General features: G+C 26.0%; 22 protein-coding genes, 1 tRNA gene and 2 pseudogenes. 23 read left to right on the forward strand and 2 right to left on the reverse strand.

Annotation, left to right across the window (positions count from 1 at the left end; all coding sequences use genetic code 11):
- The first annotated feature begins 147 nt into the window (after positions 1-147).
- From AC2JAQ_RS02230 to AC2JAQ_RS02300, 15 genes are all read left to right on the forward strand, one after another.
- The gene (locus AC2JAQ_RS02230; RefSeq protein ID WP_488457700.1) at positions 148-816 is read left to right on the forward strand and encodes a sugar transferase; all 669 of its coding nucleotides are present in this window, start codon (positions 148-150) and stop codon (positions 814-816) included.
- Between the two features lie 20 nt (positions 817-836).
- A complete protein-coding gene (locus tag AC2JAQ_RS02235) occupies positions 837-1,883 on the forward strand; it encodes a mannose-1-phosphate guanylyltransferase (RefSeq protein ID WP_488457701.1) in 1,047 nt (348 codons plus the stop codon).
- A gap of 19 nt (positions 1,884-1,902) precedes the next feature.
- Positions 1,903-3,159 carry a glycosyltransferase gene (locus AC2JAQ_RS02240; protein ID WP_488457702.1) on the forward strand — a complete coding sequence of 419 codons (1,257 nt, stop codon included), beginning with the start codon at positions 1,903-1,905 and terminating at the stop codon, positions 3,157-3,159.
- 17 nt (positions 3,160-3,176) lie between these two features.
- Positions 3,177-4,286 carry a glycosyltransferase family 4 protein gene (locus AC2JAQ_RS02245; protein WP_488457703.1) on the forward strand — a complete coding sequence of 370 codons (1,110 nt, stop codon included), beginning with the start codon at positions 3,177-3,179 and terminating at the stop codon, positions 4,284-4,286.
- The gene (locus AC2JAQ_RS02250) at positions 4,276-5,523 is read left to right on the forward strand and encodes a hypothetical protein (protein ID WP_488457704.1); all 1,248 of its coding nucleotides are present in this window, start codon (positions 4,276-4,278) and stop codon (positions 5,521-5,523) included. Before AC2JAQ_RS02245 ends, AC2JAQ_RS02250 begins: the two co-directional genes overlap by 11 nt.
- Entirely contained in the window at positions 5,507-6,235 is a 729-nt protein-coding gene (locus AC2JAQ_RS02255; RefSeq protein ID WP_488457705.1) for a glycosyltransferase family 32 protein, read from the forward strand. The genes AC2JAQ_RS02250 and AC2JAQ_RS02255 overlap by 17 nt, the downstream gene beginning before the upstream one ends.
- A 2-nt stretch (positions 6,236-6,237) precedes the next feature.
- Positions 6,238-7,320 carry a glycosyltransferase family 4 protein gene (locus tag AC2JAQ_RS02260; protein WP_283701394.1) on the forward strand — a complete coding sequence of 361 codons (1,083 nt, stop codon included), beginning with the start codon at positions 6,238-6,240 and terminating at the stop codon, positions 7,318-7,320.
- A gap of 16 nt (positions 7,321-7,336) precedes the next feature.
- Entirely contained in the window at positions 7,337-8,461 is a 1,125-nt protein-coding gene (locus AC2JAQ_RS02265; RefSeq protein WP_283701393.1) for a glycosyltransferase family 4 protein, read from the forward strand.
- A gap of 232 nt (positions 8,462-8,693) precedes the next feature.
- The gene (locus AC2JAQ_RS02270; RefSeq protein WP_283701392.1) at positions 8,694-9,026 is read left to right on the forward strand and encodes a serine O-acetyltransferase; all 333 of its coding nucleotides are present in this window, start codon (positions 8,694-8,696) and stop codon (positions 9,024-9,026) included.
- A 2-nt stretch (positions 9,027-9,028) separates the two neighbouring features.
- Positions 9,029-10,486: an oligosaccharide flippase family protein gene (locus tag AC2JAQ_RS02275; protein WP_488457706.1), complete on the forward strand. Its 1,458-nt coding sequence runs from the start codon at positions 9,029-9,031 to the stop codon at positions 10,484-10,486.
- A gap of 23 nt (positions 10,487-10,509) precedes the next feature.
- The gene (locus AC2JAQ_RS02280; protein ID WP_488457707.1) at positions 10,510-12,234 is read left to right on the forward strand and encodes a phospho-sugar mutase; all 1,725 of its coding nucleotides are present in this window, start codon (positions 10,510-10,512) and stop codon (positions 12,232-12,234) included.
- Between the two features lie 187 nt (positions 12,235-12,421).
- A complete protein-coding gene (gene galU, locus AC2JAQ_RS02285; protein ID WP_488457708.1) occupies positions 12,422-13,354 on the forward strand; it encodes a UTP--glucose-1-phosphate uridylyltransferase GalU in 933 nt (310 codons plus the stop codon).
- A gap of 247 nt (positions 13,355-13,601) precedes the next feature.
- Positions 13,602-14,549 (forward strand): glycosyltransferase family 2 protein, encoded by a 948-nt coding sequence (locus AC2JAQ_RS02290; RefSeq protein WP_488457709.1) that lies wholly within the window; start codon positions 13,602-13,604, stop codon positions 14,547-14,549.
- Positions 14,550-14,579: 30 nt separating this feature from the next.
- Positions 14,580-14,975 carry a GtrA family protein gene (locus AC2JAQ_RS02295; protein ID WP_488457710.1) on the forward strand — a complete coding sequence of 132 codons (396 nt, stop codon included), beginning with the start codon at positions 14,580-14,582 and terminating at the stop codon, positions 14,973-14,975.
- Positions 14,976-14,998: 23 nt separating this feature from the next.
- Complete coding sequence (locus AC2JAQ_RS02300) at positions 14,999-16,453, forward strand: hypothetical protein (RefSeq protein WP_488457711.1); 1,455 nt, start codon at positions 14,999-15,001, stop codon at positions 16,451-16,453.
- Positions 16,454-16,597: 144 nt separating this feature from the next.
- Here AC2JAQ_RS02300 and AC2JAQ_RS02305 read toward each other — a convergent pair.
- Positions 16,598-16,858: pseudogene (locus AC2JAQ_RS02305) on the reverse strand (DUF3990 domain-containing protein); the annotation flags it as partial.
- A 226-nt stretch (positions 16,859-17,084) separates the two neighbouring features.
- Between AC2JAQ_RS02305 and AC2JAQ_RS02310 the strand changes: the two are divergent.
- The 6 genes and pseudogenes from AC2JAQ_RS02310 to AC2JAQ_RS02335 all read left to right on the forward strand — a co-directional run.
- Positions 17,085-17,606, forward strand: a pseudogene (locus tag AC2JAQ_RS02310) (UTP--glucose-1-phosphate uridylyltransferase); the annotation flags it as partial.
- A 152-nt stretch (positions 17,607-17,758) separates the two neighbouring features.
- Positions 17,759-18,775: a UDP-glucose 4-epimerase GalE gene (galE, locus tag AC2JAQ_RS02315; protein WP_488457712.1), complete on the forward strand. Its 1,017-nt coding sequence runs from the start codon at positions 17,759-17,761 to the stop codon at positions 18,773-18,775.
- A gap of 189 nt (positions 18,776-18,964) precedes the next feature.
- On the forward strand, positions 18,965-19,915 hold the full coding sequence (gene galU / locus AC2JAQ_RS02320) for a UTP--glucose-1-phosphate uridylyltransferase GalU (RefSeq protein ID WP_488457713.1): 951 nt from the start codon (positions 18,965-18,967) through the stop codon (positions 19,913-19,915).
- A gap of 151 nt (positions 19,916-20,066) precedes the next feature.
- On the forward strand, positions 20,067-20,759 hold the full coding sequence (locus tag AC2JAQ_RS02325) for a VanZ family protein (RefSeq protein WP_488457714.1): 693 nt from the start codon (positions 20,067-20,069) through the stop codon (positions 20,757-20,759).
- A gap of 290 nt (positions 20,760-21,049) precedes the next feature.
- Positions 21,050-21,125: transfer RNA gene (locus AC2JAQ_RS02330), tRNA-Met, on the forward strand.
- A 255-nt stretch (positions 21,126-21,380) separates the two neighbouring features.
- On the forward strand, positions 21,381-23,573 hold the full coding sequence (locus AC2JAQ_RS02335; RefSeq protein WP_488457715.1) for an alpha-galactosidase: 2,193 nt from the start codon (positions 21,381-21,383) through the stop codon (positions 23,571-23,573).
- Between the two features lie 430 nt (positions 23,574-24,003).
- On the opposite strand, the gene srtB is transcribed toward AC2JAQ_RS02335, so the two are convergent.
- Complete coding sequence (gene srtB / locus AC2JAQ_RS02340) at positions 24,004-24,741, reverse strand: class B sortase (RefSeq protein ID WP_488457716.1); 738 nt, start codon at positions 24,739-24,741, stop codon at positions 24,004-24,006.
- A 366-nt stretch (positions 24,742-25,107) separates the two neighbouring features.
- On the opposite strand from srtB, the gene AC2JAQ_RS02345 reads away from it, so the two are divergent.
- Positions 25,108-25,635 (forward strand): signal peptidase I, encoded by a 528-nt coding sequence (locus AC2JAQ_RS02345; RefSeq protein ID WP_488457717.1) that lies wholly within the window; start codon positions 25,108-25,110, stop codon positions 25,633-25,635.
- Between the two features lie 61 nt (positions 25,636-25,696).
- Positions 25,697-26,407: a BsaA family SipW-dependent biofilm matrix protein gene (locus AC2JAQ_RS02350; RefSeq protein WP_488457718.1), complete on the forward strand. Its 711-nt coding sequence runs from the start codon at positions 25,697-25,699 to the stop codon at positions 26,405-26,407.
- Positions 26,408-26,444 lie beyond the last annotated feature (37 nt).

A 26,444-nucleotide genomic window follows, 5' to 3' on the forward strand; every position in this document is an offset into this window, starting at 1 on the left:
TCATTTATCATGTAAAAAAAGTAAAAATATTTAAAAGTTTAGAGTGTATGTATTCAATACTATTTTACTAAAAGTAAAGATAAGTTTTCAGTAAATAAAAGAGTATAGATGTTAAGATTAAAATTTGTTGGTTAGGGGGAAAGCTTGATGTATGAATCTGTAGAGAAGATTCAAGAGGAATATAAAAATATAAAAGTAGATCGAGGAAACAAGGGATACTTATTTTTAAAAAGAGTGATAGACATCTTTGGATCAGGCTTTGGATTAATTATATTAAGTCCAGTGTTTTTAATTGTAGCAATAGCTATAAAAATTGAAGATAGCAAGGGGAGTGTGTTATTTTCACAAAACAGAGTTGGTCGGTATGGAAAAGAATTTAATATGTACAAGTTTAGATCAATGGTTAGTAATGCGGAAGAGTTAAAAGCTAAACTTATGGAACAAAACGAAATGTCAGGCCCAATGTTCAAAATGAAACATGATCCTAGAATAACTAAGGTTGGAAAGTTCATAAGAAAAACTAGTATAGATGAGCTTCCTCAGCTTATAAATGTTCTAAAGGGTGAAATGAGCTTAGTTGGACCTAGACCAAGCCTTCCAAAGGAAGTAGCTAAGTTTGATCCATGGATGTTAGAAAGATTAGAAGTGAAGCCAGGACTAACATGTTATTGGCAGGTTATGGGAAGAAATGATATAGATTTTGAAGATTGGATGAAGTTAGATATAAAGTATGTTCATGATAGAAATCTATGGTTAGATATAAAGTTAATTTTTAAAACATTTTTTGTACTTTTTGGAGATGAAAGTGCAAGTTAGATCAAAGGGGATGAAAATATATGTTATGTGCATTAATAATGGCAGGAGGTAAGGGAACAAGATTTTGGCCTTTATCAACTGAAAAAAAACCTAAACAATTCTTAAAGCTTATAGGCGAAAAAACTATGATACAAATGACTATAGATAGAGTTAAACCTATAATTCCTATAGAAAGAATCTTTGTATGTACTGGTGAAAAGTATATTGCTTTGGTGAAAGAACAATTACCAGAATTACCAGAAAAGAATATAATAGTTGAGCCAGAAGGAAGAAATACAGCTCCATGTATAGCTTTATCAGCTTTAGTTATTAAAAGATATTATAAAGATGCAACAATGGTTGTTTTACCTTCGGATCATTTAATAAGTAATGAGGATAAATTTAGAGAGATACTTTTAGATGGACAGAGTTATTTAAAAGAGAATGATAAGTCAATTATTACACTAGGAATGACTCCTAATAGAGCAGAAACTGGTTATGGATATATTAAATTTGACGAAGAAAAAAGTTTAGTAAATAATAGTGCAGTAATAAGGGTAGAGAAATTTGTTGAGAAACCTAATAAGGAGAAAGCAGAGGAATATTTAGCAGATGGTTCATATTTATGGAATGGAGGAATGTTCTTATGGACTGTTGATAATATAATAAACAAAGTGAAAGAACACATTCCTAATACTTATGAAGCTTTAAAAGGAATAGAAGAGGTTGATGAAGAAAAACTTCAAGAATTTATAAATAATAATTATAAAAATACTGATTCAATATCAGTAGATTATGCAATTTTAGAAAATGCTGATGAAATAAGAGTTATTCCAAGTGACATAGGATGGGATGATATTGGAACTTGGAGATCTGTAGAAAGATACAGAGAAAAAGATAAAAATAACAACATTATTAATGAAAATGTTAGAGTTATAGAATCAAAATCTAATATGGCTATCAATAAAGAAAAAAAAGTAGTTATGATTGGAGTTGAAGAAATTATGACTGTGGAAACAGAAGATACAATATTTATTGTAAAAAAAGATTATATGGATAATCTTAGAGATTATAAAGAAGTATTATAATATTGTTAGTGAGGAAAAAATGAAAAAAATTTTATATGTAATGACTAGAGAGATATATCCAATAACAGGTGGTAGGGAAGTTGTTCTATATAATTATTGCAAAGGGTTAAATGAAATATTTGGATGTAAAATAGATTTGTTTTGTTTTAGAAATAGCAAGAAAGAAATAAATAATGAAATTAAATTAGATTTTATAAATAATATATTTTACGCAAAGTATCCTAAGTTTATAAAAAAAGTTTCAAATTGTTTAAAAAATAGTTTAATACTAAAAAAATGGCCTATTCAAGTGTCATTGTATTACGATAATAAAAATGAGAGAACTATAGAAGAACTTATAAAAAAAAACAATTATGAAATAGTTATTTGTGATATGGCGAGAACAGCGGAATATTTAAAAAAATTAAATGGGATAAAAAAAGTATTAGATATGAATGACTTGATATCTAATAGATATTATAGACAATGTAAGAGTATAAATGAAAATTCTAATATATTAGGACAGTTTTCAGATAAGGTACCTAAAGTATTTTCTAAGATTATCAAAAATAAAAGAATAGCAAAATATATTTTGAAATGTGAGGCTAATTTATTAAGAAAATACGAGTGTGATTTAGGCAAGCATTTTGATGACTTTATATTTGTATCATATTTAGAAGCTAATCAATATAATAGGTTAATGAATTTTAATAAAGCAATTACTATACCAATAGGAGTAGACTATGATTATTATTCTAAAAGAGTTGTAGCTAAGGCTGATAATCCAACAATTGTATTTTTAGGAAATATGTATATTTCACATAATAGAGATGCTGTTGACAATTTTATAGATAATATTTTTAATAAATTACTAAAGGTATATCCAAACTTAATGTTCAAAATAGTAGGAAAATGTAGTGAATCATATTTATTAAAAATGAAAAATAGTAATATAGAAGTTACTGGGATTGTAGAAGATTTAAGAGAACATGTTCAAAGTGCATGGATTTCTGTGGCTCCATTAACATATGGATCGGGAGTTAAAACTAAAGTATTAGAGTCTATGGCTATGGGATTACCTGTCGTTACTAATGAAATAGGGTCGGAGGGTATTTGTGGAAATGAAGGTAATGGTCTGTTTATTTGTAAAAATGATTTAGAAATGATAAATATTATAAAGGAGTTAATTGACGATGAAAAAAAATTGATTGATTCGTCTGAAAGAGCAAAAAAATTTATAGAAAATAAATATAAATGGAAAAATGTTTTGAAAGAATTTGATAAAATTTTGAAGTGAATTTAATGAGGTTAGAAATGAAAATATTAATAGATGTAAGAAAGTTATCTAGCAAACCAAGTGGAATAGGAATTTATACATTTAATTTTATACAATCCATTTTAGATCATGAAATTAAAATTATATTAATTTCAGATGTTTTAGAAAGTTTTGAATTAAATCAATTAAAAAAAATAGGAATAGATGTTATATGTTATGGAAAAAAAGTAGATAAAAATTTAGATGTATATAAATACTTTAAATATATTCAAAAAAATATATTTAAAATTAAACCAGATATTTTTTGGGAACCAAACAATATAATGCCTATTAATATTAAAAATCCATTTGGAGCAATAGTAACGACAATACATGATATATTTCCAATAACAACACCAGAATATTATGGATTAATATATAAATTATATTTTAGATTTTGTATAAATAGAACAATAAATGCAAGTGATGCTTTTATTTATGTATCTGAAGATACGAAGAATAATGTTGAGGAAGCTTTTAAAAAATCTGTAAAAAAGAAAAAGTTTGTAAGTTATAATATAGTAGATGTAAAAAACAATAAAATAAAAAATGATGATTGTAATTATTTTCTTTATATTGGAAATGTTGAAAAAAGAAAAGGAGTTGATTTATTAATAGAATCTTTTAAATTATATAGAGAAGAAGGAGGAGAAAAATTATTATATATTGCTGGAAATATTAGAGATAATAAAATAAAAGAAAAAATTGATGAAATTAATAGAGTAGATAACAGTATAATTTTAAAAGGATATATATCAAGTTCAGAAAAAAATAAATTATTAGAGAATTGTAGTTGTTTTGTTTTTCCTTCGAAAGCAGAAGGGTTTGGTATTCCACCAATTGAAGCAATTAGTTTTAATAAGCCTTGTATAGTTAGTGACATTAATATTTTCAAGGAAGTTTTAAGTGATGGAGTTGATTATTTTAAAATAGAAGATGAAAATAAGAAATCTATTATTAACTTGAAAAATAAACTATTTAATTATAAAAAAATTGATGAAATATATAGAAAAAATATAATTTCAAAATATAGTAGTGCAAATTTAGGAGTGAATTTTTTGGAGTTTATAACAAGTATTGTTCAAAATGGTGTGAAAAATGAAATTTAACAATAAAATATTAAGTTTTTTGATAGTGATTTATGTAGCAACTATAATTTTTAATGGATTATTAACTAAGATTGCTATTGATTTTGGGTTTTTAAGTTTTAAGAAGATACTTCCAGAAGTTATATTGATAATAATTTTAACAATATTAACGATAAATATTTTTTTGAAGAAAAAAATTAATCTTAATATATTTTTTATAGCAGCTTGTTTTTATATTTTTAATTTTATTTTTCAATGTATATCTATAGATGATGGAAAAATATTTTATGCAATAAGGGATAATTTATTACCTTTCATATTATTATTTTTAATTATGAATAATTCTTTTAATATAAATGAAAAGAAAATTTTAATGAGAAAACTAACTGCATTAATTAAAATATTTTTAATATCTGGATTTATTTTAGCCGTATTAGAATTTATATTAGGTTGGAAATGGACAAGTATATTTTATACGGGTAGTCCTTTTTATGGAAGAGATGAAGCTTCTGGAATCATGATATGGCAGATTGGAAAATATTTAAGAGTTCCATCTGTTACAGGTGACTCTGTAATTTTTGCAATAAGTAATTTTTTTGCATTTTTTTTAATAGATATTTCAAATCAGAAAAAAATATATAAGTTTTTAGCAGTAGTTAATATTATTTTATCAACATCTAGAACAATTTTGATTGTTTTAATAGTATATATTTTTATTAAATTTTTACTTGAAAACACTAAAAATTTTAATTTTATAAGAAAAAATATGTTAATTATTTTAACAATAACAATTTTTATAGTAGCAGCAGCTCTCTTTATATTAACTTATTGTAATAATAATGTATTAGGTAGTTTATATGAAAGAATAAATGGTGTGTGGAAAAATATATTTCTTAATTTAAATGTAAAAGAATTTTTATTAGGAAAAGGTGTTTTTGAAATTGGTAGTGGTATGAATAATTATTTAGCAAATAATTATGAATATTTTTATATTTACTCTTTTGTTGATAATACAATATTATATTTAATTTTAAGTTATGGGATAATAGGAAGCTTACTATTTATATTAATAAATTTTAAAGTTATAAAAATAAGTTTAAAATTAAATGATTTAAAGTATATGAGTTTTATATTAGCGTCAATGATAGGATCATTAACAATAAATTATATGCAAGGAAGAAGTTATATATATTTATATTTTATATTTTTTATTTTTATAGGTTGCAATAGGGAGGACTTATATGGAGAAAATACCTAAAACAATTCATTATTTTTGGTTTGGAAATGGTGAAAAAAGTGAAAAAATAAAAAAATGTATAGAAAGTTGGAGAAAATATAGTGATTATGAAATAGTTGAATGGAATGAAAAAAACTTTAATGTTTATGAACATGAATACACTAAAAAAGCATATGAAGAGAAAAAATGGGCATTTGTATCAGATTATGCAAGATTAAAAGTACTATATGATTATGGTGGAATATATTTAGATACAGATGTTGAACTAAGAAAACCATTAGACGAATTTTTAAGTAATGATATGTTTTTAGGATTTATGTATGATTGTAATTTAGCAGCTTCTACAATTGGATGCAAAAAAAAATGCAAAACCATTAATGAATTACTTCAATTATATGAAACATTAGAATTAGAAGAGGTTCCTAATAATGATTTATTTACAAAGTTTTTTATTAAAAAAGGATTAAAGTTGAATAATAAGACTCAAGTTTTAGATGAAGTTAAAATTTATCCAAAAGAATTTTTTATTTATAATTTTTTTGGAATAAATAATTATGCTATTCATCATTTTGAAGATTCGTGGAAAGAAAAAAATAAGAAAAAAGAATTAATAAAAACTATTGTCAGAGGAGTTATTGGGAATAGTTTTTATGGAAAACTAAGCAATAGATTGGCGGTTAAAAAATCACCATTTTATTCTATATATTTAAATGATAAAAAGGAAGAAGTTTGATAATGGACAATATATTAATTATTTCAGGAACAGACAAAATTAGTGGAGCAGAATTTGTTTTGAAAGATTATATTGAAAAATCTCATTATAAAAACAATATACATATATTATGTTCGGGTATAAATGAAGTTAAAGAATTTTATAAGGGTTTTTCTAAAAATGTTTTTGAATATAAAGGATTAAATCCTGTAAATGCAACTAAAAGTAAGTTTGGAGTAAAAAATAAGTTCAAGAAAGTTTTAAATATCTATAGTACTAATAGATATTTAAAAAAATTTTTGGACTATAGAACAATTATTGGAAATAATACACGAGATATTGTGTATTCAAATTTTATAAATAATAAAACAAATAAATTTTATTTATTTATACATGACATGATATTAGATGGTACAATCAATCAAAAATTAATAAAAATTTTTGATAAAAATGTATATAAATATATTGCTGTTTCAAATGCTGTAAAAGATTCATTAGTGAATAGTGGAGTGAAAAAAGAAAAAATAATATTGCAATATAATGGATTAGAATATATTGAATACAATGAAAGAAAATTAAATAAACAATTAACTATTGGATTTATTGGAGCACTTATTGAAAGAAAAAGTCCTAAATCAATGGTCAAATTTATAGAAAAATCTAAATTTAAGGGGAAGATGGTTTTTAACTATTATGACGAGAAAATTCTAAATGGAATAAAGGAAGAAATATTTGATAAAAAAATTAATATAGAGTTAATCGGTAAATTAGAAAGAAGTTTAATACCTGATTTTATAAAGAGTGTAGATTATATTTTTGTACCTAGTAAAGAAGATCCATTACCTACAGTTGTTTTGGAAAGTTTAAATGAATCTGTTCCGGTTATAGGAAGATGTATTGATGGAATACCAGAAATGATTTCTGATAGAAAAAATGGATTTTTATTTAATAATGATTCACAGCTTGAGGAATTAATAAAAATATTAGGTCAATTAGATGAAGAGAAATATTGTGAATTATGCAAAAATTCTAATGAAACTATAAAAGATAAATTTAATATAAAAAGAAAAGTTGAAAATTTAGATAGATTATTTTTTAAACTTTAAGTTTAGAAGGAGTTATATGAAAAAAATATTATATATTTCAGATTTTATATTAGAAAAAAATATTGGAGCTCATAAGCTTACTAAAGCACATTTGGGAACGTTAAGAGATATAGTAGGTTATGAAAATGTAGATGTAATTGCTTTAACTGGAAGAAATAATTATAAAGAAGATCAATACTTTTGTATAAGAGGATATGAGAATAAATTTCAAAAAATGAAAAATTTTTTAGAGTTAAATAGTCCATTTATAAATAATAACATTATAAATACTATATTGAAAAAAATTGATGAAAATAAATATAATGTAGTTTTTGTTGATAATTCTATTTATGGAAAGTTAGTAAAATCAATAAAAAGAAAATTCCCTAATATAAAGGTTATTTCTTTCTATCATGATGTAAAGAGAAATTTATGTAAATTGTGGCTAAAGGAATATGGTGTTAAATATTTCCCAGATTATATAGTGAATATTTATAATGAATATCTTAATTCAAAATATAGTGATTTTAATATTACTTTAAACAATAGAGAAGATGAATTATTTTTTAAATATTATAAAAAAAGAAGTGATTTAAATTTACCTATATATATGAAAAAAAGCAACAAGGTTAAAGAAATAATTAATAATGATTTTGATATTTTATTTGTTGGAGCATATTATTATCCAAATGTTAAAGGTATAGAATGGTTTTGCAATAATGTTATGAATAAGATTAAATTTGATTGTAATTTATATATTGTTGGAAAAGGAATGGAGGCAATAAAGTCAAATTTTAATGATTCAAGAATACATGTAGTAGGTACAGTTGAAGATATTTCTATTTATTATAATAAAGCTAATGTTGTTATAGCTCCTATATTTGATGGTGCTGGGATGAAGGTTAAAACTGCAGAAGCATTTATGTTTGGAAAAAATTTTATAGGTACAGATGAAAGTTTAGTTGGATATTTGGAAAATCTAGATTGTAATTTGAAAAATAATTATATATTTTTAGCGAATACAGAAGAAGAATATATTAATTATTTAAATTTACTTTATGAAAATAAAAGTTTTAATAAAATGAATAAAGAGGTTTGTGAATTCTTCTTAAAAAATTATTCTGATAAAGTAGTATTAGAAAAATTGAAAAAAATATTATAGATGAAATTTTTGGAGAAAATTTATGATAAGTTCAAAAGAAGATTACATTAGATTTATTAAACTTGACAAAGAAATAATGATGATAGATAAAGGTTTAAAAAAGCCTAGAATATTTAGAGATTATTGTTAGAAATTTACTAGATTACTTAGAAAAACTGAATACTATAATAATTGTAAAAAGGGATTTTTTAATAAAATAATTTTAAATTATTATAAAGTTAGATTGAATGTATTGTCTGTTAAATTAGGATTTAGTATACCAATTAATACTATAGATGAAGGAGTTGGTATATTTCATTATGGAACTATAATTATAAATGGAAATGCTAAAATTGGAAAAAGGTGTCATATTCATTGTCATACTAACTTTGCAGATGGGGTGATTATAGGAAATGATGTTTATATAGGTCCTGGTGTCAAAATATTAAATAATGTAAAAATAGCTGATGGCATCAGGATAGGAGCTAACTCTGTTGTTAATAAGAATTTTTTAGAACCTAATATTACTATAGCGGGAGTACCAGCTAAAAAGGTTTCTGATAAAGGAATGATAAAGAAGGAGTAAAAATGAGTTTACGTAAAAACTTTATTTATAATACAATATATCAAATGTTAATTATAATTATACCTATAATAACAGTTCCTTATGTATCAAGAGTTCTTGGACCAAATGGTGTAGGAGATTACTCATATACATTATCATATGCTCAATATTTTGTTATGTTAGGTATGATAGGAATTTCAGTATATGGTAGTAGAGAAGTAGCATGCTTTAAAAATGATAAAAAAAAATTATCAGAACAATTTTGGAGTATATATATTTTGCAATTTATAACTACAATTATAGCTACAATTATATATTTTTTTATATTTGTAGGCATAAATAATAATAGTAGATTATTATACTTAATTCAAGGTATAGTTGTTATTACAACTATTTTTGATATTTCATGGTTTTTTATTGGATATGAAGATATGAAAAGTATAGTTATTAGAAATTCTATAGTTAAAATTTTAGGCGTTGTATCTATTTTCATATTTGTTAAAGATTCTAGTGATGTTGTTTTATATGCATTTATATTAGCAATTTCAAGTTTTATAGGTCAAATTGTTATGTGGTTTAATTTGTTTCAAAAAGTAGAAATAACAAAGTTAAATATAAATGTAAATAAAGTTTTAAAACATATTAGACCTGCAATTGGATTATTCATTTCACAGGTAGCAATTCAAATGTATACAGTTCTAGATAAGACTATGCTTGGAGCTATGACAAATGTTTATCAAGTTGGTTTGTATGAGAATTCACAAAAAACAATTAAGTTGACATTAACATTATTAACTTCGCTTGGAGTTATAATGCTGCCTAGAATGAGTTCTTTATATTCAGAAGGAAAGGTTAAAGAACTAAAGAGATTAATGTATAAAGCTTTAGATTATATTAATTTTATGGCATTTCCTATGGTTGCTGGATTGATAGCAATTTCTGATGGGTTTTCCATATGGTTTTATGGAAGAGAATTTTTGGGAGTATCATCACTATTAAAAATAGGATCTATGATAATTATATTTATCTCATGGGGAAATATTTTTGGGTCACAAATTTTACTTTCAATGAAAAAAGAAAAACAATTTACAATTGCTGTTATTGGAGGAGCAATAATTAATGTAATAATTAACTTTTTTATTATAAAAGAACTAAAATCCGTTGGAACAACAATAGCTTCTGTAATAGCTGAATTTATTGTTAGTATGATTTATTTATATTTTTTGAGAAATTTTGTTGATTTCAAAAAGATACTTAAATCTATAGTAAAACCATTGATTGGATCTGCAATTATGTTTATGATTATTTATCCAATAACTTTAATTTTAAATATAGGAGTATTATGGACTATTTTAGAAATTATTATAGGAATAAGTGTTTATTTATTTTTGATGTATTGTTTAAAAGATAGATTTTTATTAAGTATTCTTAGTGAATTTAAATTGAGATTTATAAAGAAAAAATATATTAAAAAATTATAATATTCTTTTAGGAGGAGAAAACTATGAAGCATCTAGAAAAACTAAAAATGTGGCTAGACTCAGCCAAGGTTTCAGAGAAAATAAAAAAAGAGCTAAAAGGATTAAATGATCCAATAGAAATTGAGGATAGATTTTATAAGGATTTAGAGTTCGGTACTGGTGGACTAAGGGGAGTTATTGGTGCTGGTACTAATAGGATGAATATATACACTGTTTCAAAGGCTACTCAAGGTTATTCAGAATATTTAAAAAAACATTTTGAAAATCCATCTATAGCTATTGCCTATGATTCAAGAAATATGTCTAAGGACTTTGCTAAGGCAACAGCATTAACTTTTGCTGCTAATAATATAAAAGTTTTTTTATTTGAAGATTTAAGACCAACTCCAGAACTTTCATTTACAGTGAGAGAACTTAAATGTTCAGGAGGAATAGTTATAACAGCTTCACATAATCCAAAACAATATAATGGATATAAGGTCTATGGAGCTGATGGTGGACAAATAACTGACGAAACGGCTAAGGAAATTATAGGAAACATCAACAAAATACATATATTTGAGCATGTTAAAACTATGGAAGAAAAAGAGGCTTTAGACAAAGGATTATTAACTTATATTGGAGAAGATGTGGACAAGGAGTACATTAAAAATGTTAAGTCTTTAGTCATAAGAAAAGATTTAGTTAAAGAGAATGCTAAAGATTTAAAAATAATATACACTCCAATTCATGGATCAGGTAATAAACCAGTTAGAAGAGTTTTACGTGAACTTGGATTTAAAAATGTTAAAGTTGTTAAGGATCAAGAAAAGCCAGATGGAAACTTCCCAACGGCTGCTTATCCAAATCCAGAGGATAAATCAGTATTTAAATTAGCTTTAGAAATGGCTAAAACTGAAAATCCAGATATAATATTTGGAACAGATCCTGACTGCGATAGAATAGGTGTTGTTGTAAAAGATAATTCAGGAGAATATAAAGTTTTAACAGGAAACCAAACAGGAATGCTTTTAGCTGATTATATCTTAAAATCACTAAAAGATGAAGGGAAATTATCTTCAGAAGGAGCTATCATAAAAACAATAGTTACTACAGAAGGAGTTAAAAACATAGCGGACTTTTATGGAGTAGAGCTTATAAACACTCTAACTGGGTTTAAATACATTGGTGAAAAAATAGGAGAGTTTGAAAAAACTAAGAGCAATGATTTTATTTTTGGTTTAGAAGAAAGTTATGGTTATTTAGCAGGAACTTTTGTTAGAGATAAGGATGCAGTTATAGCCTCAACTTTAATTGCTGAAATGGCATTATATTATAAAGAAAATGGATTAACTCTTTATGAAGCTTTAATTGAATTATATGAAAAGTTTGGATATACACAAGAAAAACTTATATCTATAGAATTAGCAGGAAAAGAAGGTCAAGAAAAGATAGCTAAATGCATAGATTCTTTAAGAAATAATCCTGTTAAAGAGGTTTTAGGAGTTAAGGTTAAAACCTCATTTGATTATAAATTAAGTAAAGAAATAGATAATAATACTATGGAAGAAAGCGAAATTAATCTTCCAAAATCTAATGTCTTAAAATATATATTAGAAGATAACTCATGGTTTGTTATTAGACCATCAGGAACTGAACCGAAAATGAAAATATATTTAGCTATTGAGGCTAAAGGTTTAAAAGAATCAAATGAAAAAATAGAGAAATTTGAAAAATCTGTAATGGATATTGTAAATAAAGAACTTTAATTTTATATTTAAATTTAAGTAAATTAGATATTATTTATATAATATAAAGACATAGCAAGTTCTAACTCCTCTGAACTTGCTATGTTATTTCTTTGATAAATACTATTTATAAATTTAATATTAATTTATACATAGATAATAAAATAGATAAAATATATTAAAAAATTAGCTAAAAGGGGATAAGAAAGTGAGTAAAAGAATAAGAAAAGCTATAATACCAGCAGCAGGTCTTGGAACTAGATTTTTACCTGCAACAAAGGCACAACCTAAGGAGATGCTTCCAATAGTTGATAAGCCAACTATTCAATATATAATAGAGGAAGCTATAGCTTCAGGAATTGAAGAGATTCTTATTATTACAGGAAGAAGTAAAAAATGCATTGAGGATCATTTTGATAAATCAGTTGAGCTTGAAATGGAACTTGAAAAGGCAGGTAAAACTGAACTTTTAGACTTGGTTAGGGACATATCAGATATGGTTGATATCCACTATATAAGACAAAAGGAACCAAGAGGACTTGGACATGCTATTTATTGTGCAAAGACTTTTGTAGGGGATGAACCTTTTGCCATACTACTTGGTGATGATGTAGTTTATAATGAAGAAAAGCCTTGTTTAAAGCAACTTATTGATTGCTATAATGAATATAGAACTAGTGTATTAGGTGTTCAAACTGTTCCTAAAAATCATGTTTCAAAATATGGAATAGTAGATGGAAAACATATTGAAGGAAATGTTTATAAAGTTAGAGGGTTAGTTGAAAAACCATCAGTTGAAGAAGCACCTTCTAATGTTGCAATATTAGGAAGATACATAGTAACACCTAGAATATTTGAAATATTAGAAAATACAAAGCCAGGTAAAGGTGGAGAAATTCAATTAACTGATGCTCTTCTAGAACTTATGGGTCAAGAAGCTATGTATGCTTATGACTTTGAGGGAAGAAGATATGATGTTGGAGATAAACTAGGATTTTTAGAAGCTACTGTTGAGTATGCCTTAAGAAGAGATGATCTTAGAGATGGATTTATTGAATATTTAAGAGGTTTATCAGATAAAGAAACTGAAGAAAAGGCTAAAGAAGAAATCGAAATTGAAGAAGAACTTGTTCTTGTATAATAAATTTAAATGTCATACTGAATTTATAGTATGGCTTTTTTTCTTGGTTAATTAAAATTACTAGCTATGAAGTGGATTTAGAGATGTAAGAAAAAATATATTAATTTTAATTTAAATTGAACTTTTGAAATGTTATTTTACTTTTATCTTAAAAATTATTATAATTTAACAGTAATGTAAGCTATTCTAGCTTATTTACTAGGTGATTTGGTTGAAGGTTACAAGATTAAGAAAGTGAGGAATTATCATGGAAAAATTATCGATAATAATACCTATGTATAATGAAGAGGAATCACTACCTCATCTTTATAAAAGATTAGTATCTTTAGCAGATAAGATAGATAATTATAAAGTAGAATTTTTATTTGTTAATGATGGCAGTAGAGATAAGTCATTAGATATAGTTAAGAACTATCGAAAAAAAGATTCAAGAGTTTGTTATTTAAATTTATCAAGAAATTTTGGTAAAGAAGTAGCTATGGGAGCAGCCTTTGATTATGTATCAGGGGATGTAGTCGCTATTATAGATGCAGATCTACAAGATCCACCAGAATTAATAGTGGATATGCTTAAGTATTATGAAGAAGGTTATGATGATGTTTATGCTAAAAGAAGCTGTAGAGAAGGAGAAACTTGGTTAAAGAAGTTTACATCAAAGAGTTTTTATAAAGTATTAGACAAGGTATCTAATGTTCCTATCCAAAAGGATACTGGAGACTTTCGTTTATTAAGTAGACGAGCTGTAGAAGCATTAAAAGCATTTCCAGAAAAACAAAGATATACTAAAGGTATGTTTAGTTTAATAGGCTTTAAAAAGAAAGCAATAGAGTTTAAGAGAGATTCTAGAGTTGCTGGTGAAACAAAGTGGAATTATTTTAAACTTATGGATTTAGCTATTGAGGGAATAACTTCATTTACTATAGCACCTTTAAGGATAGCTACATTTATAGGTGGATTATTTGCAGTAGGTTCTTTTGGTTATATGATTTTCATAGCTATAAGAACTTTAGTTTATGGAGTAGATGTTCCAGGATATGCAAGTTTAATATGTGTTATGTTATTACTTGGAGGGGTACAGCTTATCAGTTTAGGGGTTATAGGTGAATACTTAGGAAGAGTATTTATAGAGGTCAAAGGAAGACCTTTATATTTTATAGATGAGTATTCAGGAATTTCAGAAATAGATGAACAATAAAATATTGAATAAAGAAGGGATTAATTAATATTGAATATTGTAAATAAGGATATTGGTAAATTTATTAAATTCGCTATTGTAGGTGTTATCAATACATTATTAAATTGGATTATATTTTTTTTGTTAAATAGTTTAGGTATTTATTATATAGTATCAAATGTAATAGCATATACAGTAGCAACGATTAATAGTTATTTATGGAATTCTAAATGGGTTTTTGGATATACAAAGGGATTTAAAGATAATGCATCTATAAAATTTATTATATTGAATATAGTTGGATTAATATTAAATACAATCATATTATTCATATTAGTTGATATGTTTAATATTGGAAAGTTAATAGCACTAGTAATAACAACAGCAATAGTTATGATTATTAACTATATAGTTAATAAAGTTTGGGTCTTTAGAAATGAAGACTAATGTTAATATGGAAAGGGATTAATATGAATAATAAAAAAGTAATTAAATCACTTGAGATTATAGCCGTCATAATAGTTAGTGCATTATTTAATGCTATAGTATCTACAACAACATCACCGATAATTTCAACTATTGGAGCTGATTCAGGAATATTTTTAACAATAGGAAGAAGTGTTGCTGAGGGAAATTCTCTTTATGTAGATATTTTTGATCATAAAGGACCTGTACTATTTTTCTTAAATGCTATACCACAAATATTTATTAAAGGTACATTAGGAGTATGGCTAGTTCAAACCATTTTCTTAATAATTACAGTTCTATTAATGATTAAAATTTGTGATGTATTAATGGAAAGTAAAATAAAGTACTTAGTACCATTAATTTATTTTATATATATATTATTTACTTTTGAAGGTGGAAATTTATCTGAGGAATATAGTAATTTATTTTGCATAATAGGGTTATATGTTTTTGTTAAGTATTACTCAGAAAAATTTGATTTTAAGAATAAATATCCTTTTATATTAGGAAGTTGCTTTATGGCAGTAGCTTTAATTAGAGTGAATAATGCTGCTATACTTGTCAGTGTAGTATTAACAGTATTACTTATACTTTTATATAGAAAAGAATATAAGAAAATAACCACTAGCATAGTTAATTTTATATTAGGAAGCTTAATTGTATTTCTTCCTATAAGTGGGTATTTTTTAGTAAAAGGATCTTTCTATGATTTTATGTATGCTACTTTTTTATATAACTTTAAGTATAAAGGAAATGGTTTTATTGAAAACATTACAGATATGTTTAAGTATAGTAATCTATTTAGATTAATAATAATAGCATTTATATTAATAAGTATTATTAATATTGTAATACTTGCATTAAAATTAAAATATGAATTAAGCGTATTTGTATTGATTAATTTAATAGTAACAATTGTAGCAATTAGTGTAGGTGGAAAAGCATACTTACATTATACTACTATTGCTTCAATAGGATTTATGTTTAACATAATACTTGCATTTAAATATTGGAGAATATTAAGTAATAAATTAATTATTATAATATCATCAGTTTTAGTTGTGGTAGTTTTAGGTGGACTTTTATATCATAAAACTAACAAACTAAAAATTGAAAAAATGGATAGTGATAGATATAAGCAGGAAGCAATTGAATTATCTAAAGATATACCAAAAGGGGAGAGTCTATTAGGATATAATATACCTGCAAAATGGTATTATATTTCTGATTTGTTACCATCAAATAAATATTTTACTTTACAGGATTGGTGGGCTAGCTTTGATCCAAGTATAAATAATCATTTAAATGATTATTTTGATAATAATCCGCCAACATGGGTTGTTACAGAGAATATAAATGATATATTAAATAACCATGTTAAATCATTTATAGAGAATAATTATGAACTGGTTGATGAAAATGAATCTGGACAATTATATAAATTAAAAATTAAATAATTAGAAAAAGACTGTAAAGAATCCAGTAGAATTTCAAATACATATCTACTGGATTTTATTTTATTAATTTTTTTATCAAAATTTTATATGGTGAATTTTTGAATATTACATTCTATTGGGTGAATTTTAGATCTTTGCGATAGGTTAGTTAATTTCATAACTCTCAATAAAATTGATACAATTTAAAGTCTTAATTGTATGAAAACTTATTTGATGTGTAGGATACTTGAATTTCATAAGTTCAAAGAATTTTTTCTTATTAATTTGTCCATGAGTATATGATTCAATATAATCCTAAATAGTATCATCTACCATTGGTCCTATAACAACATCATATTCATGAACATTGCCACTACGACAGATAACTACAAATTCAAGCCATTCATCAGTATAATCTTCAAATTTTTTATATTTAAAGAATCAATATTCTTAATTTCATAAATACTTACTATTGAAGTATTAAATTTTTCAGCCCATCTTTCAGCTTATTCTTTTATTTTTGTGCAATAAAATCTTTTGGAATAAATTTTCATTTTGGGGAATTTTAGTTTTTATTTTTATAAGGGTATGTATTTATAGCGAAGGTAAGAAAAAATCTGTTTTGTTTGATAATATTATAAAAAGTCATATTGCCATACTACTTGGGGATGATGTAGTTTATAATGAAGAAAAACCATGTTTAAAACAACTTATTGATTGTTACTATGAATATAGAACTAGTGTATTAGGAGTTCAAACTGTCCCAGAAAATCATGTTTCTAAGTACGGTATAGTTGATGGAAAACATATTGAAGGAAATGTATATAAAGTTAGAGGGTTAGTTGAAAAACCATCAGTTGAAGAAGCACCTTCTAATGTTGCAATATTAGGAAGATACATAGTAACACCTAGAATATTTGAAATATTAGAAAATACAAAGCCAGGTAAAGGTGGAGAAATTCAATTAACTGATGCTCTTCTAGAACTTATGGGTCAAGAAGCTATGTATGCTTATGACTTTGAGGGAAGAAGATATGATGTTGGAGATAAACTAGGATTTTTAGAAGCTACTGTTGAGTATGCCTTAAGAAGAGATGATCTTAGAGATGGATTTATTAATTATTTAAAAGAATTATCAATAGAAGAAAAGGAAGAAGAACTTATTAAACTTTAATTTTCTTGTGAATAAAAGTTAAATTAATGAAAAGTTGATTTAGTATAAATACTAATATCAACTTTTTATTTTTTAGATATTGTTAATTTGTAAGGGAGAATTATTTTATGATATAATTTTAGATGTAATTTTTTGGTGAGGGAGAAGTTTTAATGAATATATTATTAACTGGTGGAATTGGCTACATAGGAAGCCATACAATAATAGAGTTATTAAAAGATGAGAATAATTCTGTTATTGTTATTGACAACTTAATAAATAGTAGAAAAGAAGTTAAGGATATAGTTGAAGATATAGCAGGTAAGAAAATAAAGTTCTATGAAGGTGACTTAGTCAATTTTGAAGATATAGATAATGTTCTTGAAATTGAAAAAATAGATGCTGTTATACACTTTGCTTCTCTTAAAGCAGTCGGAGAATCAGTTGAAAAACCTTTAGAATATTATAATAACAATATTATTGGAACTTTAAATCTTTTAACAAGCATGAGAAACCATAATGTTAAGAAATTTATATTTAGTTCTTCAGCTACTGTTTATGGAGAGAGTGAAATAGTTCCTGTACATGAAGGACTTCAATCAGGTTTTGCAACAAATCCTTATGGTAGATGTAAGACAATGATAGAGGATATTTTAAGAGATATATATGTATCAGATAATTCATGGGATATTGTACTGCTTAGATATTTTAATCCAGTTGGAGCTCATGAGAGTGGGTTAATTGGTGAATTACCTAATGGAATACCAAATAATCTTATGCCTTATGTTTCAAAGGTAGCTAATGGTGAATTAGATTATGTAAGAGTTTTTGGAAATGATTACAACACTCCGGATGGAACTGGCGTAAGAGATTATATACATGTTGTGGATTTAGCAAAGGGACATGTAGCGGCTATGAAAAAGTTAAAGGACGGTTCAGGAGTTAGCACATATAACTTAGGAACTGGACAAGGATATTCTGTATTAGAAATAATCGAGGCTTTTTCAAAAGCATCAAGAAAAGAAATACCATATAAAATAGTAGAAAGAAGAGCAGGAGATATTGCTACTAGCTTTGCAGATCCATCAAAAGCTGAGAAAGAACTTGGATGGAAAGCAGAGAAAAATTTAGAGGACATGTGTAAAGACTTTTGGAAGTGGCAATGTGTTGGTATGAAGAATTTTAGATAACCTAAATCTATGTTATAATTAAATAGGATAAATTTAACTTAGTATGTTTAAGAAATCTACATTATTTAGAGAGTATAAAATTGATGGTTAATTAAAAATAGATATTTTGAAATACGAGTCCATTAAAATATTTATATATAAAGTATTTTTTTAGGATTTTAAATTTTTATTGTACGAGGGGATAAGAGAGTGAGTAAAAAAATAAGAAAAGCAATAATACCAGCAGCAGGTCTTGGTACTAGGTTTTTACCTGCAACAAAGGCGCAACCTAAGGAAATGCTTCCAATAGTTGATAAGCCAACTATTCAATATATAATAGAAGAAGCTATAGCTTCAGGTATTGAAGAAATTCTTGTTATTACAGGAAGAAGTAAGAAGGCAATTGAAGATCATTTTGATCGTAATGTTGAACTTGAAATGGAACTTGAAAAGTCAGGTAAAACTGAGCTTTTAGATTTAGTTAGAGATATATCAGAAATGGTTGATATTCATTATATAAGACAAAAAGAACCAAAAGGACTTGGACATGCTATACATTGTGCAAAGACTTTTGTTGGGGATGAACCATTTGCTATATTACTTGGAGATGATGTAGTTTATAATGATGAAAAACCATGCTTAAAGCAATTAATTGATTGCTACAATGAGTATAGAACTAGTGTATTAGGTGTTCAGACTGTTCCAGAGAAGGATGTATCTAAATATGGAATAGTTAAAGGAAAACATATAGAGGGAAGAGTTTACAAGGTTAAGGGACTAGTTGAAAAGCCATCACCAGAGGAAGCTCCTTCAAATGTAGCTATATTAGGAAGATATATAGTAACACCTAGAATATTTGAAATATTAGAAAATACAAAGCCAGGTAAAGGTGGAGAAATTCAATTAACAGATGCTCTTTTAGAGCTTATGAGTGAGGAAGCTATGTATGCTTACGACTTTGAGGGAAGAAGATATGATGTTGGAGATAAATTAGGATTTCTAGAGGCTACTGTTGAGTACGCTTTAAGAAGACCAGATCTTAGAGATGGATTTATTGACTATTTAAAAGAGTTGTCTGTTACAAGAAATATATTTGAAGAGACTCATGTTGTAGAAAAAGAGGAAAAAGAAGAAGAAAAAGTGCTTGTAACTCAAGCTTAGTTTTAAAGCCATGTTTTTAGAAAAACATGGCTTTTATAATTTAAAATTAAATTGATTAAAATTAGATTGTTTGGGATATAATTAAGTAATATTAGAAGTGAAATTTATTTCTAGAGAATAATATTTAGGTTTATGGTCAGAAGGAGAGTTTATGATTGTTATTTCTCAAAATCAATTCTTAATATGGGGTATTTTATTTTTTTGCCTTTTTAGAATGGTATTTAAAATCAAAGAAATAATTAAAAAAGAACACATATATAAAGGCATATATTCTGGTGAAGAGTTTATGTTTGATTTATTTTGTATTTACATAATTGGCGTAATTTCAAGAGTTTATTTCCCATTAACTATTGCTTGGGGAAATCATATTGTTTATAACCCACCAGAAATTTGGCTAAGACCACTTTGGAGTATAAAACAAATATACCTTATGGGTGGATTAGAAAGTGTTATTTATCAATTAACAGGCAATTTAATAGTGCTAAGTCCAATGGCTTTTTTCCTTTGTTATTTTTATAGTATAGATGAGGAAAAATTAACTTTAGGAAAAAGCTTAGTAAAAATAATAAATGAACTCTTAGAAGGTTTTGAAAGAAAAAATAAAGAAGGTATAAGAGAAAATTCATATATTCCTTCTTTGATGACTATATTAAAATTCTGCTTTTTAACATCTTTATTTATAGAAACTTCTCAGGTTGTATTATCTTTAGTTTTTCCAAATACAAAAAGATTCTTTGAAATTAATGATCTTACATGTAATACTTTAAGTGGAATTTTGGGATATTATATTTACAATTTATTTATTAAGATAACAGTTAAATCAAGAAAGATCTTTAGATTATAGGTTGAATCAAATTTATAGACATATTCAAAGAAAATTATTTATTTAGCTATAAATGACTTAGTTGAAAATCAAATTTTTCTAAAATAGATAAGCTTAAATTTATATAGAAGAAGTCAGTTAATAATTAATATTTCTATAAAAAATAAAAAAAATTTTAACTTTCTTATTGAGGCTATAACTCTATTAGAAGTAGTTAATATAGGATTAGAAAATATTTTATTAAAAATAACCTTTGACTTATTAAAGAATTAGGAATATACTAAGTACATGTCAGAGAGACAATTTAATGACGCGGGATGGAGCAGCTGGTAGCTCGTCGGGCTCATAACCCGAAGGTCGTAGGTTCAAGTCCTGCTCCCGCAACCATAAAAGTTCTACTTTTTAAAGTAGAACTTTTTTTTGTTTTTATTTTAGATAAGAAAATACATTTATATATTTAATTTTAATGCAATTCTCTATATAATTCTATTAAAGGATAAAATTGGGGATATGATTTGGTAAAGATATAAGTAACTATAAATACATATATCTAAAAATCAATATTCATCTAAAAAATAGTATAAATAGGGGGAAGAGTTAGTAGGACTTTATTTAAGAAACTTACATAACTCTAAGTGGATTATGAGTATAAATTATAATGAAATTTTTAAAACCTTTCATTTAAAGACAAAGAAAATAAGTTATATTTTAAAAATTTTGGAATCAGGACATATAAGTCATTTATATTGGGGAAGAAAGCTAAAGACTGATAACTTAGAATATTTTTTTAGAAAAAGATCTTTTGGAAGTTTTGCAGCTGATACTGATAATATTGAAGGATTTCAATTGGAATTAGTACCACAGGAGTGCCCAACTTTTGGTACTACTGATTTAAGAAGTCCTGCGTTGGAGTTTCAATATGAAGATGGAACATCAGCCACTGATTTAAGATATAAGTCTCATAAAATTTATAAAGGAAAACATAAACTTTTGGGGCTACCAGCTGTATATGTTGAAAGTGAAGAAGAGGCTACATCATTAGAAATAATCCTAGTGGATTCTCTAAAAAATTTAGAAGTAATTTTAACATATAATGTTTTTGAAGATTTTGATGCCATTACAAGAAGTTTAAAGATAGTAAATAATAGCAATGAAAAAATAAATATAGAGAGAGTTTTAAGTGCAAACATAGATTTTAAAGATGATCAATTTGATTTTATTCAACTTTCAGGGGCATGGGGAAGAGAGAGACATATTATTAGAACACCTATAAGAAGTGGAAGTCAAGCTGTTGAGAGTAGAAGAGGAGCTAGTAGTCATGCTCAAAATCCTTTTATGGCTTTAAGTAGAAAAGATGCTAATGAAGAAAATGGAGATGTTTATGGCTTTAGTTTAATTTATAGTGGAAACTTCTTAGCTAATGTGGAAGTTGATATGTATAGAAATGCAAGGGCCCAAATAGGAATAAATCCTTTTGACTTTAAATGGTTACTTGAGCCTAAAGAAGAGTTTCAAGCTCCAGAGGTTGTTTTAGTTTATTCTCCAAATGGGTTAAATGGAATGTCCCAGATTTATCACAATCTTTATAGAAAGAGATTAGCTAGAGGACTATATAGGGATAAGGTAAGACCTATACTTATAAATAATTGGGAAGCTACTTATTTTGATTTTAATGAAGTTAAGATAAAGGAAATCGCTAAGGAAGCTTCTGATTTAGGAATGGAACTTTTTGTTCTTGATGATGGATGGTTTGGAAATAGAAATGATGATAGAAGTTCCTTAGGAGATTGGTTTGTTAATGAAGAGAAATTAAAAGATGGATTAGGTAAATTAGCTGATGACATAAATAATATGGGATTGGGCTTTGGATTATGGTTTGAACCAGAGATGATTTCACCTATTAGTAAGCTTTATGAGAAACATCCAGATTGGTGTATTCATATTCCTGGTAGAACTAGATCTCAAGCAAGAAGACAGTTAATTTTAGATTTATCAAGAAAAGAAGTTTGTGATTATATAATAGAGTCTGTTAGTAATGTACTTGAAAGTGCTAATATATCTTATGTTAAGTGGGATATGAATAGAAATATGACTGAAGTCTGTTCATTAGGATTATCGCCAGATAGACAGAGAGAGACTGCACATAGATACATTTTAGGCTTATATAGAGTTATGGAAGAAATAACAAGCAGATTCCCTAATATATTATTTGAGAGTTGCTCTGGTGGTGGAGGAAGATTTGATCCAGGAATTCTTTATTATATGCCTCAAACCTGGACAAGTGATGATACTGATGCCATAGAAAGACTTAAGATACAGTTTGGAACATCCATGGTATATCCACCAATTTCTATGAGTTGTCATGTTTCAGCAGTGCCTAATCATCAATCTGGTAGAATAACACCTCTTGAGACTAGAGGAATTTCTGCTATGGCAGGTAATTTTGGATATGAACTTGATATTACTAGGTTAAGTAAAGAAGAAAAAGAAGAGTTAAAAGAGCAAATAAACCTTTATAAAGAGATTAGGGAAATTGTTCAATTTGGCACTCTCTATAGATTAAAAAAACCTTTTAATAGTAATGAAGTAGCTTGGATGATGATTTCAGAGGACAAGAAAGAGGTTGTAGTAAGCTATGTTAGACAATTAGCTCTTGTTAATGAAACATTTAAAAATTTAAAACTTACAGCACTAGATGAAGAAGAAACTTATGAAGTTATAGGAGAAAATTTAACTCTAGGTGGAGATGAACTTATGTATTTAGGATTAAATATACCTGAGCTTCATGGAGACTATGTTTCAAAACTTTGGAGATTAAAAAAAGTAGAAAAATAGTTTAATAGAAATAAGTTGATATTTTAAATTAGTATTTATTTTTAAATCTCAATTAAAGTAATAAAGTAAGAGCAAAATCCTAAAGTTAGTATCATGTTAACATAGAAAAATGTCGACAATCCCTAAATTTCAAAAGGTTAAATGGAAGTATTATAGCTTCCATTTAACCTTTTTTAGTACTTTGGTTTTTATCTGTGATTTAAACTAATATTAATTTTTAGATATAACTGTAAAACTATCTTAATGAGTAATTAGAATTTTATTATCTATAAAAGAATAATAGCGTTATGAGTCTTCTTCTGGTCCACTCGAAGCTAGTTTAGAAGCATTAGCTATTATTCTGGAATAGAGAATAGAAACTTTTTACGAAATTAAGTTAGGTCTGAAGGAATAGCTGAAAATCAATATTCACCTAAACCAGAGCTTTGTTTTAAACTTCTTTAGCTACAACTACTATTCTAGCATCATCAAATTCATAACTACAGGTAACTAAAGTTATTATTCTACTGTCAGGTTGTAAGTCAACACCTTCTCTTTTAAATAATGATTTATCAGATTGTTCTTTTAAATATGATTCATAGGATTCCTTATTTGAGAAACTTAATTTCAATTCTGAGTCTAAATCCTTAGCATTACTTAAGTAAACAGAGAAAATTTCAAAGTTTAAATTTTTACCATCTTTATAAAGTGTTATATATTTATTTTTATCAAAAAAGTTTTCATTCTTAAAATGTTTCATTTGAGCAAACATAGTATCATTTCTCATATTATGACCATAAATAACGATGTTAGAATCATTAGCTAAATCATTTGATGAATCAACAAGTATTGAACCAGAAAAACTTTTTTCTTTATTAAAATTATGATGTAGGTAGAAATCATTATCTTTTCCTTGAACTACTGGAAAGTCTATGTTTGTCCCATCAACTTTTATCCAAAATTTATAGTCTGAATTCATATCTTTTAAAATCTTTTCAGTTTTAGTATCTTTCTTATGTTTCTCTGAATCTGCAGAATCAGATAGAGGAGAAAGAGTTTTTAATTTTTCATAATTATTTGAATCAGTGTAATATCCTAAGCGCTTTTGATATATTTGTAGTGCGAAAAAGAAAATTATAAGTATTAAAATTACAGTTATTATTTTTTTGATTCTTCTTGAGCTTTTCATTATATTCACCTCTAAACAATACATTAGATTTTGTAGAACATATAATTCCACGATTATTTAACTAAAAGACCTTAGTAAACTATACTTAATCACTTTCAAAAAGTGTGTATAAATTTAAAATTAAAGGTTAATAGTCTATTAGGTTTATTAATGCTTAAAATTTTTTATAAAACCACGATAGTTTCAATATTACACCAATTTATTTATGAATACAACAGTAGATTTTGTTGTTTAAAAATTTACATTTACGTAATAAAAATGGTGATTCACGCTATAGTCATTGAGCATAGTTATTCTTGGTGATATAAATAATTTGCAAGTAAGAAATTTAAGCTTGTTATAAATAAGAGTGAAAAGGACTATTCTATGAAATCTAGTATAAAAGTTTTTAGTAATATTTTATTTTATGGTGTTTTATGTATTCTTATAGTGTTTTTATTGTTTGGGTTCATTGCTAAAAAAAGTGGACAAGGATTTAAGTTAGGAAGTTATAGAGCTTATGATATTTTAACTGGAAGTATGAGTCCAAAAATAAAACCTGGTAGCTTAGTTGTTGTTAAGGAGGTATCTCCTAATGAAATAAAAGAGAACGATGTTATTACATTTAAAAGTGATATTACAAATAATATAACAACTCATAGAGCTATAGAAGTAAATAATAATAATGGAAATATTACTTTTGTCACAAAAGGTGATGCTAATAATGCAAAGGATCCTGCAATTTTAACTGAAAATAATATTATAGGAAAAGTGATGTTTCAAATTCCTTATGCAGGAGGAATTATAAGATATATTCAAGAAAATTTAATTTTATGTGTAATTATGATAGTTGTTTTAGCTGTCTTAATAGAGATTATTCCTAAGGTTTTTATTAGGGAAAAGCAAGTTAGTTAATTATTGATTTATTAGAAAAAATATTATAAATAAAATAATTAAAATACAGGGGGTATTAATTTTGAGCAAGAAAAAAATAATAGGACTATGTATAGCAGGAACTTTAGCCATTGGATGTATAGGAGGATCATTAGCTTGGTTTACTTCAAGTGATTCAGTTACTAACCCATTCTCAACAGCAAGTACAGACAATCCAAATAATCCAAATTCAGGTATAGAAATTAATGAAAACTTTGATGAGACTACAGCGGATAATACACTTCCAGGTGATGAAGTTACTAAAGAAGTTAGTGTAGAGAATAAAGCTACATATGACCAATTAATAAGAGTAAAAATTAAAAAAGTATGGAAGGATACTGATGGAAATGAAATAACTAGTATTTGGCTTAAAGATGGACAAAGAGTTCCTGCTGGAACTGAAGGTGCTACAGAGCAAGCTTTAAATACTGATTACATAGTTTTAAACTTTAAAGATAATTTAAGTGCTGATGGAACACAAGGAAAATGGATTCAAACAACTGATGCAAATCAAGGAAAAGATGGAGGATATTATTATTATAATGATATAGTAGCTCCGAAGGCTAATACTTTAAACTGTTTAGAAAGCGTTACTTTATCAGGTAATACTCCAAATGAGTATAAAGGATTAAAGTTTGATGTAATAGTAGAATCAGAAGGTGTACAAGCAGCTAATGGAGCAGTAAGTGATTCATGGCAAACAGCACCACAAGCAATAAAGGATTTAGGTGCTAGTAATAATGCACATAAATAATTAATTTTTAAATATGTTTATAACGATATGCAGGGAG

Source organism: Clostridium sp. LIBA-8553, from assembly GCF_057782465.1.

Excerpts from the sequence above, each read along its gene's own strand:
- AC2JAQ_RS02255 (WP_488457705.1), top strand. The coding sequence starts at position 5,507 with ATGGAGAAAATACCTAAAACAATTCATTATTTTTGGTTTGGAAATGGT.
- AC2JAQ_RS02250 (WP_488457704.1), top strand. The coding sequence starts at position 4,276 with ATGAAATTTAACAATAAAATATTAAGTTTTTTGATAGTGATTTATGTA.
- AC2JAQ_RS02240 (WP_488457702.1), top strand. The coding sequence starts at position 1,903 with ATGAAAAAAATTTTATATGTAATGACTAGAGAGATATATCCAATAACA.
- AC2JAQ_RS02230 (WP_488457700.1), top strand. The coding sequence starts at position 148 with ATGTATGAATCTGTAGAGAAGATTCAAGAGGAATATAAAAATATAAAA.
- AC2JAQ_RS02275 (WP_488457706.1), top strand. The coding sequence starts at position 9,029 with ATGAGTTTACGTAAAAACTTTATTTATAATACAATATATCAAATGTTA.
- AC2JAQ_RS02265 (WP_283701393.1), top strand. The coding sequence starts at position 7,337 with ATGAAAAAAATATTATATATTTCAGATTTTATATTAGAAAAAAATATT.
- AC2JAQ_RS02335 (WP_488457715.1), top strand. The coding sequence starts at position 21,381 with ATGAGTATAAATTATAATGAAATTTTTAAAACCTTTCATTTAAAGACA.
- AC2JAQ_RS02300 (WP_488457711.1), top strand. The coding sequence starts at position 14,999 with ATGAATAATAAAAAAGTAATTAAATCACTTGAGATTATAGCCGTCATA.
- galE (WP_488457712.1), top strand. The coding sequence starts at position 17,759 with ATGAATATATTATTAACTGGTGGAATTGGCTACATAGGAAGCCATACA.
- AC2JAQ_RS02260 (WP_283701394.1), top strand. The coding sequence starts at position 6,238 with ATGGACAATATATTAATTATTTCAGGAACAGACAAAATTAGTGGAGCA.
- AC2JAQ_RS02245 (WP_488457703.1), top strand. The coding sequence starts at position 3,177 with ATGAAAATATTAATAGATGTAAGAAAGTTATCTAGCAAACCAAGTGGA.
- srtB (WP_488457716.1), bottom strand. The coding sequence starts at position 24,741 with ATGAAAAGCTCAAGAAGAATCAAAAAAATAATAACTGTAATTTTAATA.
- AC2JAQ_RS02280 (WP_488457707.1), top strand. The coding sequence starts at position 10,510 with ATGAAGCATCTAGAAAAACTAAAAATGTGGCTAGACTCAGCCAAGGTT.
- AC2JAQ_RS02345 (WP_488457717.1), top strand. The coding sequence starts at position 25,108 with ATGAAATCTAGTATAAAAGTTTTTAGTAATATTTTATTTTATGGTGTT.
- AC2JAQ_RS02290 (WP_488457709.1), top strand. The coding sequence starts at position 13,602 with ATGGAAAAATTATCGATAATAATACCTATGTATAATGAAGAGGAATCA.
- AC2JAQ_RS02325 (WP_488457714.1), top strand. The coding sequence starts at position 20,067 with ATGATTGTTATTTCTCAAAATCAATTCTTAATATGGGGTATTTTATTT.
- AC2JAQ_RS02235 (WP_488457701.1), top strand. The coding sequence starts at position 837 with ATGTTATGTGCATTAATAATGGCAGGAGGTAAGGGAACAAGATTTTGG.